Source organism: Desulfuromusa ferrireducens, assembly GCF_055389805.1.
In genome coordinates this window covers 3514759-3529564 of sequence record NZ_AP042415.1, presented here as the reverse complement: position 1 = coordinate 3529564, position 14806 = coordinate 3514759, and the positions used below count along the sequence as shown (strand labels likewise).

The following is a 14806-nucleotide window of genomic DNA, read 5'->3' as shown; positions in this document are numbered from 1 at the left end:
AGAGAGAAAGAAGTATACAAACAAGAATAAGGAGCAACAAAAGGTCAATGCTATTTTTATAGCTTCCGCTGTTGCCTCGTCAGCCTTCCTAGAATATATAGCTAAAGAAACCCCAACCACTATAAATATATATCCTAAAATATTTAACTTTAAATACTTGTTAGCCATCACTCATACCTTCCAATTAGAAACCTGCTCCAGACAAAACGGCATCTCCAGTAGTAACAATGACTGATGGGATAGGAGGAAGGATAGCCCCCCCAATAGTTGTAGCTGTTGATGGCTTGAAAAAATCACTGCCACAAACGGCCATATCAAGAGCCGCATTACCGACAGATATTGCTGTAGCTGGAACAACAACTTCTGGCTGAACCGAAACTGTACCAATAACAGAAGCGGCATCTGCACATACAGCAACAACTTTCGAGCCACCATTACAATAAATTGTCTTGGGAAAATTTCTTACAGCATCTACTGTTGCATCCGATGCCTCATTGTTTGTTGTTTTGGTCACACCGTTTTGATTATAAGTGTAATTGTCAGCACTAGGAAACGCGGTATGCCAATCTTCCCCCCCCAATCCTCTGGGATCGCGCCAAAAAACTGGGTTATTCCAAACATACCCATACAAATTCACATCACTCCCAGCAAACCCGATCGGATCCTTACTAATAAACCGTCCCTCCATCGGATCATAATACCGCGCCCGGTAATAATAGAGTCCCAACTCCCGATCCCACTCACGGGCCGTATAGGTATAAGCATTCCCAAACTCGCTATCCAAAACACTGGTCAGCATCCCAAAGGTATCGTAGGTGTGCCGCTGAACAATCCCCTTAGCGCTATCAGTCAACGCCAGAACACTCCCCAACCCATCAGCATGGTAGAAATAGCTCTGCCCACCCACAACCTGCGCCAACGGTTCATCAATCCCCGGCCCATGCAGGTACTGGCGAGTACTGACAGTCGCCCCATCATCGACCAGCTGCAGGACGATATCCTCACCGTCATAAACAAAGGTGGTTGTGGTGGTAGCAAGGGTATCGACCACCTGCTTTTCGATCCGCCGGCCGAAAGCGTCGTACTTAAAGTTCAGGGTGCGCAGGGTCTGGCTGTCCTTGATCAGCTGCGCCTGCTGCAGCTGGTTCTCGGCCGTCCAGCTGTACTGCCAATACTTGGTCTTGGCGGCGTTCAGGTAGCGGTGGCTCTGGTTCCCGAGGTCGTCATAGTCGTAGGTGTATTTACGCCCTTTTTCCATCTGGTTGGCGGCGTTGTGCTCAAAAGAGACAGCCGGGGTGTCCTTGACCGTGGGGCCGGACTCGCGGTTGCCGACCAGATCGTAAGTAAAGTCCTCTTCGCTAGGACCGGTCTTTGCCTGGGTGACGCGGTAGAGGCTATCGTACTGGTAATCAGTGGCGATGCCGTCTTCAACCCGCTGCTTGCGGTTACCGACCTTGTCGTGCAGCGGGTAGCCAACCTTGAGGATATCAGGACCGGCTGCGCCGTCGGTGTAGTCGATGCCGGTGAGCCAATCCATCTGGTTGACATCGTCGTAGCTGTAGCTGCCGACCACGCCGTTGGGGAAGTCAAGACTGCTACGACGACCGAAGGCATCGTAACCGAAGGTAAAGGTGCCGGCCTGGTCGGAAACGATATCCTTGAGCTCCTTGGTGATGGCATCGTAGACATAATCGATACTCTGCAGAGTAGTTAAACCCTGCTTGACCTCAACCAGTTCACGGCGCCCGAGGGCATCGTACTGGTACTCGATGATATAGCTGCCGTTATCAACGCTCTTCAACCAGCCATTATCGTAGTAGGTTAGGCTGTGGCTGCTGTCCGGCGTGGCTGCGGTCTGCAAGCGGCCATCAGCATAATAGCTGTAACTGGCCAGAGTGTTGTTCGCCGCATCCTTCTTGAACTCCAGTTTGCCGTCAGTGGTGTACTCGTAGGTCAGCAGCAGCGTGCCGGTGCCCGGCTCACCCAAGAACTTCTGCTTGGGGCGACCATCGGTGTAATAGGTGTAGCCGATCACCTTACTGAGCGGATCGGTTTCCTGCTCCAGCCGCCCGAGGGCATCGTAACCGAACAGGGTGGTCTGGTTCTTGGCATCGGTGAGGCCCTTGAGTTTATCCCCAGCTCCGCCGCAGCTGGGACATCCGGCGCCCTGGTAATCGAGAATGGTATCGAGAATCTGCTCTTCGGCAGTCCCCGGATTAAGGGTGTTGCTGATCTTGGTGACCTGCCTCTTGGAGTTGTGCTCGAAGCTGGTTTCGTTCTGCTCGGCATCGAACACATAGTTGCGGTTGCCAACACCATCGTAATCAAACTCGGTGATAAGCGGGGTAGCGGCCCCCTGAGTGATCTGAACCAGCTGCGCTAGGGCATCGTACCGCAGAGAGGTATCACGGGTGCTGGTGCCGTCGGTGCCAGTGAGAGTGACGGTCTGCGCCAGACCGAGAGCGTCGAAGTTGCTGAAGCTACTGACGATGCTGTTCGGATCGATGATTGATGTAAGCTGGCCGGTGGCGGCGTACTGGTAGTCGACAACTCTTTGTAGCGGATCAGTAATCGTGTCGAGCTGCCCATCAGCACGGTAGATCATGACCGTCTGGGGACCGCTGGCGTCGGCCGCGCTGATCTTCGGTGCGGTCAAGGTAACAACTTCGGTCCCGTCGCCCGGCTCTGTGTAGTCGATGGTTGTGGTGATTCCAGCGATAACATCGGTGATGCTGGTCGGACGGTTGTAAGTGCCGTAGGTGTAAGCCAGGTGGCGGTGGACCGGTTCATCGACGGTAGCAATTGGAGCACCGGCTGCATCGTAGGTAATGGTGCGTACCTGAGTAGTGATATCGAGCGGATTGCCATCGGCATCGTAACTGTTGTAGCGAATCATCCGATAGTTTACCTGAGTGCCAACTGCTTCCATCGGAGTAAGAGAGTATTCTCTGCGACCACGACGGCCAGAATCGGCATCGCTTGAGAGGTAATAGCTGTAGTGCTTAACATTGCCAAGAGGATCTTGTTTACCAACCAGTCGCCCCTCATAGGTGTCGTAGTAATTGATCCACTGCCCGCCATCTTTTTCAGTGACGACAGTTTGTGGAGTGGCAGCAGTAATGGTTGCCGAATACTTGCTGGGCAATACGTTACTGTCATATTGGTAGCTTTTGCTGTAATCGGCAGCATCAGCGGTTTCAGCACCGTCCACATCAATCACTCCTTCTGGAGCGACAGTACGCACTACTTTCCCTTGATCGTAGACATACTTGCTGATCTGTAGGTTCGGATCGGTAATATATTCGAGCAAGCCCTCAGCAGTATAATTAAAGATCCACACAGGCCGTCCTGATCCCGGCTGTGGTTCAGGACAACTGACGGTTTCCAGTTGACCGTTGCCGTTGTAGATGAAATCAAACTGTGAGCTTGCCGGATCTTGAATATAATCAACCCGGCCGTTGACATCGAAATGGATCGAGGCGCTACGCCCGGTTGGGTCGGTGACGGTGAGTTGGTCGGCGATGCTGTTATCGAAGCTGAGGGTATTCCCGTGACGATCGGTGATGCTGGCAAGTTTTTTATCGCTGCCGAACTGATAAACGCTGCCGGAAGGAAAGTTGATGGTATAACTACCGTCGCCATTGGCGGTGAGGGCCGATTTATCGGTAACGCGAGCTTCGTAAAGCCCGGTCTGACTATTTAAAAAGTAAAACCGCTTGCCGACCCCGCCGGTCAGTACCAGGGTGCCATCGCTATTTTCATGCAGATAGATCTCGTAACTGTGACTCCAGCCCTTGCCAACCTGACCGGCGATCCGGTCGAAACTGTTGTATTTAAGTACCATACGCAACGGTAGCGGCCCGCCTTGAGAAGAAAACAGCTCTTGTCGGTGGGACAGGTTTCCAGAAAATGCGTTGACTGATGCGAATGCCGGAACAGAGATAAGCAACAACAGAATCAGCAGAACAAATCTTTTCATGATTTCCCTCGCGTTTATAAAATCAAAACAATAAATGCTTAAAATTAAAAGGAATTAGCGTTAAACCAAGGGAGTCTCAAAACGCAAAAAGCCCGCATCCGGTTCAGGTAAATACCTGACCAAACACGAGCCTTAGAAATCTGGCACCCCTCCAGTACATTCCCAACCCCTCACAGCGCAATAAATCAATTCATTAAATGAAAAACAATCGTAAATCTCTGGGGTTTGCATGTCAATTGGTATTTGATTATATCTTTATGATTATCGGGAAGTAAAATTTCGCGATGTTTTCGGATAAGGGAACAACTTATTGAGGTTGTGGTCTTGGCCTTACATCCCGTTTAAATGGATCTGAATCACCCAACTCCTATCCCCCATTGCAAAGACCACTCTTTAGGGGATAGTTACACCATCGCCAGAATCTCAGACGGTGATTTTCAAAATTTAGAAATTGCTACTGGTGGCCGGAGTGTCCGGTAAGTCCCTTCTGCTCGTTTTTCAAATAACAGGTCAAAAGGGGTTTTCATGTACCTAAAGGACTTTTGACGGGGGCACGGACATTCCGATAAGTCACTGCTTTAAACACACGAAAGCCCCACGAATACCAGATCGTGGGGCTTTCCTGCTTTGGTGCATTTATCAGACAGATTTTACTGGAAGTGGCGACTTACGGTAACGCTCGATCGGCACAAGTTCCAGACCTACAATTCAATGTGGAGCAACTTCCGAGACGTTTCGACTGAATGGAGTTCTCCGCCTGAAACCACCCTCTCTTTATGCCCAATAAGTCGACACTTGTCGGAATCCAGGGGGAATTACTACTTTTATTCGCCACCTTGTTTGGTCGGTGGGGAATGATCAATATCGATCTCGGCATCCAAGCGATGCAGCGCGTGTAAAACTTCGTCCAGAATCCCAGGTGGGCCGCCGCCCATATTTTCTTCTTCGGCAACTTCTAACTCGCGGGCATCGTACTCCCAGCGACGTAAGATTTTGATTTTTTGCTCCCGGGCCAGAGACTGTTCGCTCAACACGTCGTCTGGAGAAGCAAAGATGCTTACGGGATCAAGCATTGCCTTGTCTATATCCACCATGTGCCTCCTAAACTCTTCACCATTCCAGACGCCAGAGGGGGTAATGGTGATGTTACGGTGAGAAAACTTTTAGGCGGACGTTACCCACCTGATAACATCCACCGGGCAGACACTATCGCAGGACCCGCAATCAATACAGACCTCCTTGTCAATGATATGAACATCCCCTTGCTCGCTGATGGCATCAACTGGACAAACCTGCGCACAGGCGGCACAATTAATACATCCATCTTCGATCCAGTGAGTTCCCATCTTAAATCTCCTTTCTCTCTATTAATTATTCCAGAACGGTAACAGGGATATTTGATTATGCAATCCCCCATGAAATTGTCTTCAGTTTGCTGACAAGAACAACTATCCGAGGTGTTGATCATTCATCATCCGTCCGTAATGTTCTGTGACCCGAGACAGCCACTCCTAAGAGCATGTAATGTCAAAACTTAGCAATTGCGGCAGATGACCTGCAAGTCCCTTCATTTCACCAGTATCCTGTCGACTGCATTGGATTGTCATATATCCAAAGGAATTTTGATAGGGGTGTCCGGAGGCCCCACACGTCACCTCTTTAAATACGAGAAAGCCCCACGATTATCACATCGTGGGGCTTTCTCGCTTTGCGGTATTAATCGAACACTTTTTACTGGAAGTGGCGATATTTAGAACATGCTCGATCTGGCCGACTATCAGACACATAATAAGATATGGAGCAACTTCCGAGACGCTTGCCCAAAGTTGACGCTTTTTGAGCTGAAGTAACCCCTGCTAAATGTTCCACAAGTCGATACTTGTCGGAACTCGGTCGGTCAAATCTTACTACTTTTACTATTGTAACGAACCGCTCAGTAATTCGTTTTTAAATGTGAACTTCTTATTTTGGATTGCTGAATCAACCCAGTTAATCCATAGAAAATATCGTAATCTAAGTATGGACGCACCAGGGACTTCTACAGGTGTCGAATAGAAAGAGGGCGAGGTTTTAATCTCGCCCAAGAAACGACAAATCAAAACCTCATGCGATAGGAGACTGCCCCTGAGACATCAGGGTCCTGTCCTTGGGTTGCACCATTCAAGCTCAAGGCAACCATCGAACTGTCGTTGATGGTGTAATCGACCTCAGCCCCCACACGAACCCAAGTGCGCTGGATCTTGTCGCCGGGGATATCAAAGGCGATATTGAAGCCACCCACATCTTGGCCGGACAATGCAGGTCCATTGTTGTCAAAACGATAGACCCCTTCGAGGGTCAAGCGCAGTTGAGTTGACGATGAGGGCGACATGACACTAGCAACCCCAGCCCGCAATTCCTGCGCATTCTGTTTTTGTGTATCGAACTGTGCCGGTACGCTGCCGTTTGCTTCGGTATAACTATCGACGCGGGTTTGAGAGAATGTCAGTCCTGCGTAGGGGTCGAAGCGCACGGGGCCGATCTGTCCAGCATCCTGCCAATCAAGCTTCATGCGGATGGCCGCGCTTTGAACGTTGGTATCGCCGGTCGAACGGTCCTCATCCGAGCCATTGAGATAGCCACGAGTCACTTCAGCGTCCCATAGACCGTAGGTTGCGGTTACAGAGGCAATCAGCCTGTCAGCTGGACCAACACGCCAGTTGATCTCGCCGACTAGGTAACCACCGTCAAGATCGGTTGAGCCAGAAAACGGCAGATCCTGTCGTTGCCCGGAATAACCGAAACCAAGTCCAGCACGCAGTCGGCCATCAGCATAGTCGTTATACATCCCGATTTCAGCGGAATCAGAAACGATGTCGAGGTCCTCGGTAAAAATACCCAGATCACCTGTTGCCCAGAAGCCCAGACCTTTTCCCGTTTGGTCATAGCTCATCAGCGGCCGGTGATGTGCTCCGGTCAGAGAGAGGGAACTTAACTGAGCCCCAGTGTGGAAAACCTGACGGGCACCCGAAACCGTGCTCATCCATTGCACCGGATCGATCAGCACTCCCTTACGTGCCATCCAACTGGCATAATCTCCATCAGGGTTGTAGCCGTCACCGATAAGAACGGAACCATCGGCCGACACATCCTTGACATTCCTAAGGTCCCAACCTGCGAGGGTGACATCTTCATCTTCAAGCCATTCTGTCACCGAAATAGTGCCTGTTGTTTCGTCCCAACGAAAAGCACTTTGACCAACCAACGTATCAGCCTTCCCAACGACGACCGATCCATCCGCTGACATTGCGTAGACCTCACTGTTGTCGCCCCCAAGAGCGCCAAGATCAGTCATGGTATTATCGACCCATCGAAACGCATGACGAGAACTGTTTCCGGAGAGAAAGGCATCCCCAACGACGACCGATCCATCCGCAGAAACCGCAACGGCAGCGCTGTAAGTGCCGCCGAGGGTCTCGAGATCGGTCATGGTATTATTGACCCAGCGAAAGGCATGGCCGTTCTCGTCAGCGTTGAAGGCCGTCCCAACGACGACCGATCCATCCGCAGAAACCGCAACGGCAGCGCTGTAAGTGCCGCCGAGGGTCTCGAGATCGGTCATGGTATTATTGACCCAGCGAAACGCATGATTGGGACCGTTGTCGGTTGTCTGAGCCTCCCCAACGACGACCGATCCATCCGCTGACACCGCAACGGCCTCACTGTAGCCGCCCCCAAGAGTGCCAAGATCAGTCATGTTATTATCGACCCAACGAAACGCATGGTAGTAAAGGTTATTGTCGACGTTGGCACCCCCAACAACGACAGATCCATCCGCTGATATTGCGTAGGCATCACTATATGTGCCCCCGAGGGTGCCCAGGTCAGTCATAGTCCCATTGCTCCAGCGAAAAGCATGATACCCACTACCCACGGGATCAGCCCGACCAACGACGGCAGACCCATCTGCAGATACCGCCGCAGGATAGATATATTTGCCCCCAAAAGAGCCCAAGTCAGTTGTTACTCCGTCTTGCAGTTTAAACATATGGGAATCAATCACACCAAACACGACAGAGCCATCTTGAGAAAGCAGCCGGTACGGGCCTTCTAACTTGCCAGCATGACAGGTCCCCGCAAGCACGAGCAATACAACAATCACAAGTAGGGGGCTAAACGCCCCAAGTATCTGTTTAGATTTCATCTTTTATCCCCTCCTGGAATAATTGGACGTAATAATGGTTTAGTAAAAAACAAGCGTTCATCGGTAGGGAGACACGGATAGCTGGTTAAGCGTTTCCACATTTGACAATGTGAATTAGCCCAATCTTAATGTCAACGAAAAATGGGCTCAAGCAAAGAATCTCTGCCGGCAAAACTATTGGAAATGTTAGGCTAATTTGACGGACGCAGCCGTTGCCGGTTGAGACCCCTTCAAGTTTGGTTGGTGGGTTTTTAAAACTTAGACATTGTGACGGGCTACCGACATAACCGGAAAGCCTTCGTTAGCTCGTTTCGCAAATATCCTGCCGAAATTGATTTCCATATATCCATAGGAGTTTTGATGGGGACCGGATGTCTGATAAGTCACCTTCTATAGAACGCAAAACGCCCACGATTACCTGATCGTGGGCATTTCTTTGAATAGGGTACTTATCAAACACTGCGTTACTGGAAGTGGCGATATTCAAGCCATGACAGACCTGGGCAGTTTCCGACCCCACAATTCAATGTGGAGCAACTTCTGAGACGTTTTCGGCCGGGCGCCAGTTTTCAGCAAAATCAATCGCAATCGACGTTCGATAAGTCGGCACTTGTTGGAATCAGATCCTCTCCCGGTCAAAACTTACTACTTATGAAAAACGGCCTGCTCGCCCCTTGTCTCTCTGCCAAAAGTGAAAATCCGATTTTGGTCAGCCATAACCGATTCAATGAGTCGAGGCTTGTTAGTTAAGGCTATTTCGCGGTTTGGATTGTGAGATTGTTTGTTTCTACAAACTCAGGCACTGCTCAAGTCAACACGCACAGGGGGCAAGATGAATCAAATATCAATCTTACCCCTTAACCGGGGCCACCCTGCGGCCCCGGTTAAACCTCGGCGGTCAGGGGATTGGACTGAACAATCTCCTGGTTGTCATCTCACAGCAGTTTCTGGAGATAAGAAACCAGGGCATCGATCGTCGAACAGATTGTCTTTTGGGTCCCCTCATCGATTATCCAATCGGTTATGAGGCCGTCTGCCTTGGCGCGGATGTCGGAATTAAGCTTGTCCATGGCGTCCAGGTATTCCCCATCATTGATCAGCCCGATCAATTCGTCGAATTTTTCCGAAAGAGCGTTTTTCATTTGCTCCGGGTTTCTTAGGAAAACTCCATCCGGGCAATCCTGGATAAAGTCGTTGATGGTCTGTGCGGCCTCTTGTGCAGTGAGAACCCTGATCGGCATCTCACCGGTCCCAGGTCCCCCATCATCGTCAGTAACCGTCAAAGCTACCTTATAGTCACCAGGAGCCGCATATACGTGTTCGGCTGTGACTGCTCCTGTTGAGTCCGGCGCATCGTTTTCTTCATCTACAACCCCTTCAATGCCAGTGTTATCACCGAAGTCCCACAAACCAGTGTGGGTGTCAGGCCAGCCAGGATCGGTGAAATTTCCAGTGAAATTTGTGTTGGCCAACGGGAGCAGGAACGGGATATTCTCCTGGGTGACCGCGTCAACAGTCACGGTCGGATCAACGTTGTTCACTGTCAGTGTCGGTGAAGCGGCGGTACCGCTACCGGTATCGTCGTCCGCAATCGTGATCTCCACCGTGAAGTCATCCGCCACCGTACCGGTAGCAGGGTGATCGTCCGGAAATCCACGGGTGGTCTCAAAGGATTTTTCTGTGATCGTGAGCGAGGTCGTCTCCCCATCGCTCCACACTGCGGTGCCGGTAAAGCTCTCAGTGGACTTTCCATAGGCTGGGTCGCTAAACGTGCCCGATACGACAACGGCAGGATCTGCTTCGTTAATGGATGTGGCACTCAGGCTGATGGAGTCGATCTCGGGATCAAGGTTGCTAACCAGGATCTCCGGTGATGTACCAGAATCACCATATCCGGTTGCATCCCAAATTTTTATTTCCACATGGAAAAGATCCTCTGCAGTATCACTTGTAGGGTGATCATCTGGAAATATGTATGAATTAGTAAGCGTGGCGGTGGTGTCCGTATCATCCTCATGTAACGAAAAAGCCTGCGAAAACGTGTAAACAATTTCACCTGTATCAATATGTTTCCAATCAAAGCTATAGCCGTACCAAGTACCAGGGACCAGTTCGTTGAAGGTTACTGATACACTCACCTCTGTTCCTTCATCGATTTGAGTTTCCACCTCAATTGTATCATCATCAATTTCTGGACCACCAACTTTGTTCCATATTACGGACCCCAACGCATCATTGAATAAATGAAGACCATCTGGTCTTAGTAAGACGTCCAACCACAGGTCGTCATACTCACCTTCCGTTAGGCCGGTTGACGCAACACTGAAGAACAGGATCTCATCTTCTTCCACCTCATAGTTAAAAAAACCATCGTAGAGATCGGTGACTGGATGAGCTTCTGTAGAACTTGCGTCCCATTTATATCTTTTGAATGAGTGCGTATGACCAGCGAACACTGCTTTGATTTTTGTTCGATGTTTAGAAAGTACATCTATGTAATCATCAAGTTCACCTGGTTGGCGAACATTACATAGATCTTCGTTGACTCCATCCAGTTCTTTCCTTGGGTCTTGGTGCCAAAACAACAATGCCGTTTTCGTATAAAAATCCCCAAGTTGTTCATCAAGCCAGTCCAATTGTTCCTGACTAAGCTTAACGCAGCTGCCTTTAGCTGCAGTATCTGCTGCTGCGGTACTGTTTAAAAAGAAAAATCTCCAGCCATTATCGTGGTACAGCGCTTTATCCTCTATAAATTGGAAGTTATAATTGCCATTATTGTTGTTGTATTTCGTCTCGTAGAAACGAAATTGTTCTTTGGCGTATTCCCGCATAACTGTATCTGAATAGCTTCTGACGTCATGGTTACCAAGGACCATAATATGGCGCATGTCCTTATCGAAATATTCATTTACTAGAAAAAAGTAATCATCGATGGGGCTGAAGGGCCAGAGATAATATAAATCTTCAATATGATCCCCAAGGGAAACAACGAACTCCGATCCAGCAAATATACCACTACCTGCATTTGCTAGCCCTGCGCGACGGTCATCATGTTTATTTTGTGTATTACAATGATCACCAAAAAAATTACCGGCCGCACAGATATGAGAATCAGAAATCATTGAAAAGCGAACGTAGCCGACTCTACTGAAGTTCGCCTCATAAGTCGAATACTCCGATTCCCCCTCAAAATAGACGTTGGCCGTTACGGTGTGAACAAACCCATTTATATTTAATAAAGAGAAATCGAACACATCGTCGTTGAAGATGTATATGGTAGTACCATCATCAAGGGTCGTTCCATAAGCTGTATAATAATATAGGTCGTTTAAGTTAAACTCCACTTTCTCGACATTTTCTGATTCGCTTGGCTTGTAGACGATATAGTACTTAAGTTCGGCATTAACTAGTACTTCTCCGACTATTGCACCATCAAGCAGGTCGAGGGTATCGTCAATCTCCTTTCCATAGTAAATCTCACCTGCTACAGAGGGGCCAATGAAAAGTAGCAGTTGAATGGCCATTAACGCTGCAATTAGAACTTTTCTTCGCATGATTTGCCTCCCTTTCCTTATGATTTACTGCTCCTGTAAGGCGGCCGTTTGTTGTCACACAACCACCTGGACATAGTGGCTCACTGTGAAATGAAGAACCACGCCTTCTGAGTTACGCCTATCCGGGAGACCCGATCTCGGTTTTCACGTTTCATTCCTGGTTCAGTAGCTCGGGACTGCGCTCGGGTCGGTTCCCACCGTTGGCCTATCCTCCGCCCAGGCCATCCAGCAGTGTACCAGCGCTGTTCCCGCCGCCACCTCCCAATTCAATGACAATCAAAAGGCCAATAAAAAGCCGAGCCTGCGGAAGGGTTCATCTCCTTCGACAGTTCGGCCATCTTCAGTTTCGAAGACCCGAGACTTTCCGTCCCCATCTCGCGATAGGTTTGGCTTTGTCGGGTTTGGACAACAAGCCTGATCTCTTATTTGTGATTAGCTTGATTCATTGTAGGTGGGGTTCAGAGGATATCAATCGTCCATCTATACGAATATTTTTCGTATTTTTTCACCAAGCGGGTCATGCCAAAAGACTAGGCATCTACGAATGCCAAAGGGGGAACCTAGGCTTTTTGTCGTACCTTACAGATTCTTTTCGGCCCACAAAACGGCCTGCGACCTGTTGCTGACCTTGATTTTCTTATAGATATGGTAAAGGTGGGTCCGGACGGTATGGACACTGATGCACAACTCGGCAGCGATGGTCTTGTTGGTGGCGCCGGTATCCAGGACGGTAAGGACTTCCTTTTCACGCGGGGACAAGGTTGCCGGGTTTTGTTCAGGCTGGGCCTGTGACTGGACGGTGGGAGGGCCAGATCTTAATAATATTTCGGACATGACTTTTCTAGGGAGCCATACTTCACCTTTTAAAATGGTCTGTGCTCCCCGACAAAAATCGACCAGGGTGCTGTCGGGGTAAAAGACCCCCCGGATGCCATAGCTCAAGGCGGGTTGTTCAAACCCGGTGTTTACTGGAAGGTTAAACAGAGCCAACAGATTGTCTGGGGGGATCATCTGACCGGCGTATCTCAACATGGCTTGCAGTTCATTGCAGGTCTTGTCGTAGCAGTCGAGATAAACCAGAGACTTCGCTTCAAAGCCTTTCCAGTGCACTGAAGGAACATCACTCAAACTCGTGGCCAAGACAAACGTGCATTGGCAGCCCTGGATTTTTTTCAGGTTGGCGACAAACAGCTCATTCTGAAACCGGTTTGCGCCAACCATGCAGATGTAAACATCCTGGCAATGTTTCTTTTCCTGCATAGGCTTTTTCAAGGGATTCCCCCCCCATGCCGAAACGCCTGAAGGTTCAATAGTAACTGTAGAATAATAACAGATATTCTCGATAAATCTTTGCCTGTCAATGACACTGAACCTGTGTCTTTTTGATATCTATCCTTGAATTTCCCTTAACACCATAGCAGACCTGAACTGCACAGCATGCCGGTTATAGTGCCTGCATTCCATATCAGTGATGTCTTAAATATCACCCCTTTAAACACGCGAATCGCCCATGATTACCAGGTCATGGGCGATTCTTGCTTTGGTGCATTTATCGGACACTTTTTACTGCAATGCGCCACTTCCAGTAAATCGGTACCCCCCCCTTGCTGAAAGTTGGCAGTAGAAGAATCTGTTTTGTCGCAGGCGGACAAAAACAAAACAAACAGCACGAATACAGCTGAGTTTTAATAATTTACCGATTTCCATGACCGAACCTCCTTTGAAAGTTAGAAGCGGCATTAAAGCGAACTATTCTATATTTGATTGAGCAGATCCCTTACCTTGTCTGCCTCTTCACCTGACGGTGACAGTTCAAGATATTTGGTCCAGACTTCCTTCGCCTTATCTGACTCCACGGTATCGTAGTGATATACAATCCCGAGATTGAAGAGCGATTGCATGTGGCGTGGATTCAGCTCGTTGGCTTTGCTGAAATTGGCAATGGCTTTGTCGAACCAACCGACACGACGATACATAACGCCTTGGTCAGTCAGAACATTTGAATCATTGCCCTCCAACTCTAAGGCTTTATCGTAAGCTTTAATCGCCTGCATTGGCTGATCAGAATCAAAATAATTACCTGATTAGCGCTAATCTTCAGCCAGTCGCAACCAAGTCTCTGTCCTTGGGCTAGTCTGGCAGCCAGCAAAGAGAAGGCGCGGTAGAATACTGGCTAAATCAAAGCGCCGGTTGAATCGATACTGAACTTCGGACAAGTACCGATGGGCATACTTGTCGAATTTGAAACCGTGGTAATTACCATCAATAGAAGTCTTGATATTGCCCAAGATCGTATTGACCCAATGAAAGCAGCCCATGTCGATGCTTTTTCGCTGGGTGCCGACGACTTCACGTTGATGTGTGCAACCAGCCGCCTCAACGGCTCGAAAACAAGCCAGACCATCTGAAACGACTGTTGCGGACGCTTTTAAAAACTGCTGAGCCCATGCTTTTACTTCAGCGCTACTGAATGCTTTAACGGGGGTAAAGACGGCTCGTTTAGGGTGACCTTGGGAGTTCGTCTCTATAGCCGCTATAAAGGGGAACTTGTTTTCTGAACCCCGCCCGACCTTGCCTCCAGTGCGTTCACCACCCAGGTAGGCATCGTCAATTTCAACGCGATCTGCAAGCACTGTTGTGTCTTCGCGCTCATGCATAACTTGCATTAGCTTGTGCTTCAGGCGCCAGGCTGTGCGGTAACTGACGCCGATCCGCCGCATAAGCTCCAGTGTCGAGATACTGGTTTTGGTCTGCGTCAAAAAGAACAGCGCCTGAAACCAGATGGACAGCGGCAGCTTAGTCGCGTGAAAAATCGTTCCGCTGGTCAAGGTCACCTGCTTATGACAGCGGTTACATTGAAAGGTTTTGACCCGGCCATGCCAGACGTTGCAATGGCTGCTGCTTTGGCAGCATGGACAAGTAAAGCCTTGTGGCCAGCGAGCTTTTTCAAGCGCAGCCTCACATTGCTCGTCGGTTCTGTAACGACTTAGAAACTGGTTAAGGCTCAGGCCAGCTTGAAACTGAATACGATTCATCTTCATGGACGCCTCCTTTGCGTGTTGTCCATGTGATGATACACAGTTAGCCTGT

The 14806-nt window shown here is 49.3% G+C and carries 9 protein-coding genes and 1 riboswitch; all 9 genes read right to left on the bottom strand.

The window, feature by feature from the left end:
* Positions 1–184 precede the first annotated feature (184 nt).
* On the bottom strand, positions 185–3979 hold the full coding sequence (locus ACZ5PT_RS15780) for an RHS repeat-associated core domain-containing protein (RefSeq protein WP_464263984.1): 3795 nt from the start codon (positions 3977–3979) through the stop codon (positions 185–187).
* Positions 3980–4803: 824 nt separating this feature from the next.
* Positions 4804–5073 carry a hypothetical protein gene (locus ACZ5PT_RS15775; RefSeq protein ID WP_464263983.1) on the bottom strand — a complete coding sequence of 90 codons (270 nt, stop codon included), beginning with the start codon at positions 5071–5073 and terminating at the stop codon, positions 4804–4806.
* 69 nt (positions 5074–5142) lie between these two features.
* Positions 5143–5325 carry a DUF362 domain-containing protein gene (locus tag ACZ5PT_RS15770; RefSeq protein WP_464263982.1) on the bottom strand — a complete coding sequence of 61 codons (183 nt, stop codon included), beginning with the start codon at positions 5323–5325 and terminating at the stop codon, positions 5143–5145.
* Positions 5326–6074: 749 nt separating this feature from the next.
* Positions 6075–8162: an autotransporter domain-containing protein gene (locus ACZ5PT_RS15765; protein WP_464263981.1), complete on the bottom strand. Its 2088-nt coding sequence runs from the start codon at positions 8160–8162 to the stop codon at positions 6075–6077.
* A gap of 935 nt (positions 8163–9097) precedes the next feature.
* Entirely contained in the window at positions 9098–11716 is a 2619-nt protein-coding gene (locus ACZ5PT_RS15760) for a PKD domain-containing protein (RefSeq protein WP_464263980.1), read from the bottom strand.
* A gap of 321 nt (positions 11717–12037) precedes the next feature.
* A riboswitch (cyclic di-GMP riboswitch) is annotated at positions 12038–12117 on the bottom strand.
* Between the two features lie 178 nt (positions 12118–12295).
* Entirely contained in the window at positions 12296–12988 is a 693-nt protein-coding gene (locus tag ACZ5PT_RS15755) for a LuxR C-terminal-related transcriptional regulator (RefSeq protein WP_464263979.1), read from the bottom strand.
* A 291-nt stretch (positions 12989–13279) separates the two neighbouring features.
* Positions 13280–13423 carry a hypothetical protein gene (locus ACZ5PT_RS15750; protein WP_464263978.1) on the bottom strand — a complete coding sequence of 48 codons (144 nt, stop codon included), beginning with the start codon at positions 13421–13423 and terminating at the stop codon, positions 13280–13282.
* A 47-nt stretch (positions 13424–13470) separates the two neighbouring features.
* Positions 13471–13770, bottom strand: coding sequence for a tetratricopeptide repeat protein (locus ACZ5PT_RS15745; protein ID WP_464263977.1), 300 nt, complete (start codon positions 13768–13770; stop codon positions 13471–13473).
* Between the two features lie 36 nt (positions 13771–13806).
* Complete coding sequence (locus ACZ5PT_RS15740; protein WP_464263457.1) at positions 13807–14757, bottom strand: IS1595 family transposase; 951 nt, start codon at positions 14755–14757, stop codon at positions 13807–13809.
* Between the last annotated feature and the right edge of the window lie 49 nt (positions 14758–14806).

Coding starts and splice junctions, on each gene's coding strand:
- ACZ5PT_RS15740 (WP_464263457.1), bottom strand. CDS start 14,757: ATGAAGATGAATCGTATTCAGTTTCAAGCTGGCCTGAGCCTTAACCAG.
- ACZ5PT_RS15760 (WP_464263980.1), bottom strand. CDS start 11,716: ATGCGAAGAAAAGTTCTAATTGCAGCGTTAATGGCCATTCAACTGCTA.
- ACZ5PT_RS15745 (WP_464263977.1), bottom strand. CDS start 13,770: ATGCAGGCGATTAAAGCTTACGATAAAGCCTTAGAGTTGGAGGGCAAT.
- ACZ5PT_RS15780 (WP_464263984.1), bottom strand. CDS start 3,979: ATGAAAAGATTTGTTCTGCTGATTCTGTTGTTGCTTATCTCTGTTCCG.
- ACZ5PT_RS15770 (WP_464263982.1), bottom strand. CDS start 5,325: ATGGGAACTCACTGGATCGAAGATGGATGTATTAATTGTGCCGCCTGT.
- ACZ5PT_RS15765 (WP_464263981.1), bottom strand. CDS start 8,162: ATGAAATCTAAACAGATACTTGGGGCGTTTAGCCCCCTACTTGTGATT.
- ACZ5PT_RS15775 (WP_464263983.1), bottom strand. CDS start 5,073: ATGGTGGATATAGACAAGGCAATGCTTGATCCCGTAAGCATCTTTGCT.
- ACZ5PT_RS15750 (WP_464263978.1), bottom strand. CDS start 13,423: ATGGAAATCGGTAAATTATTAAAACTCAGCTGTATTCGTGCTGTTTGT.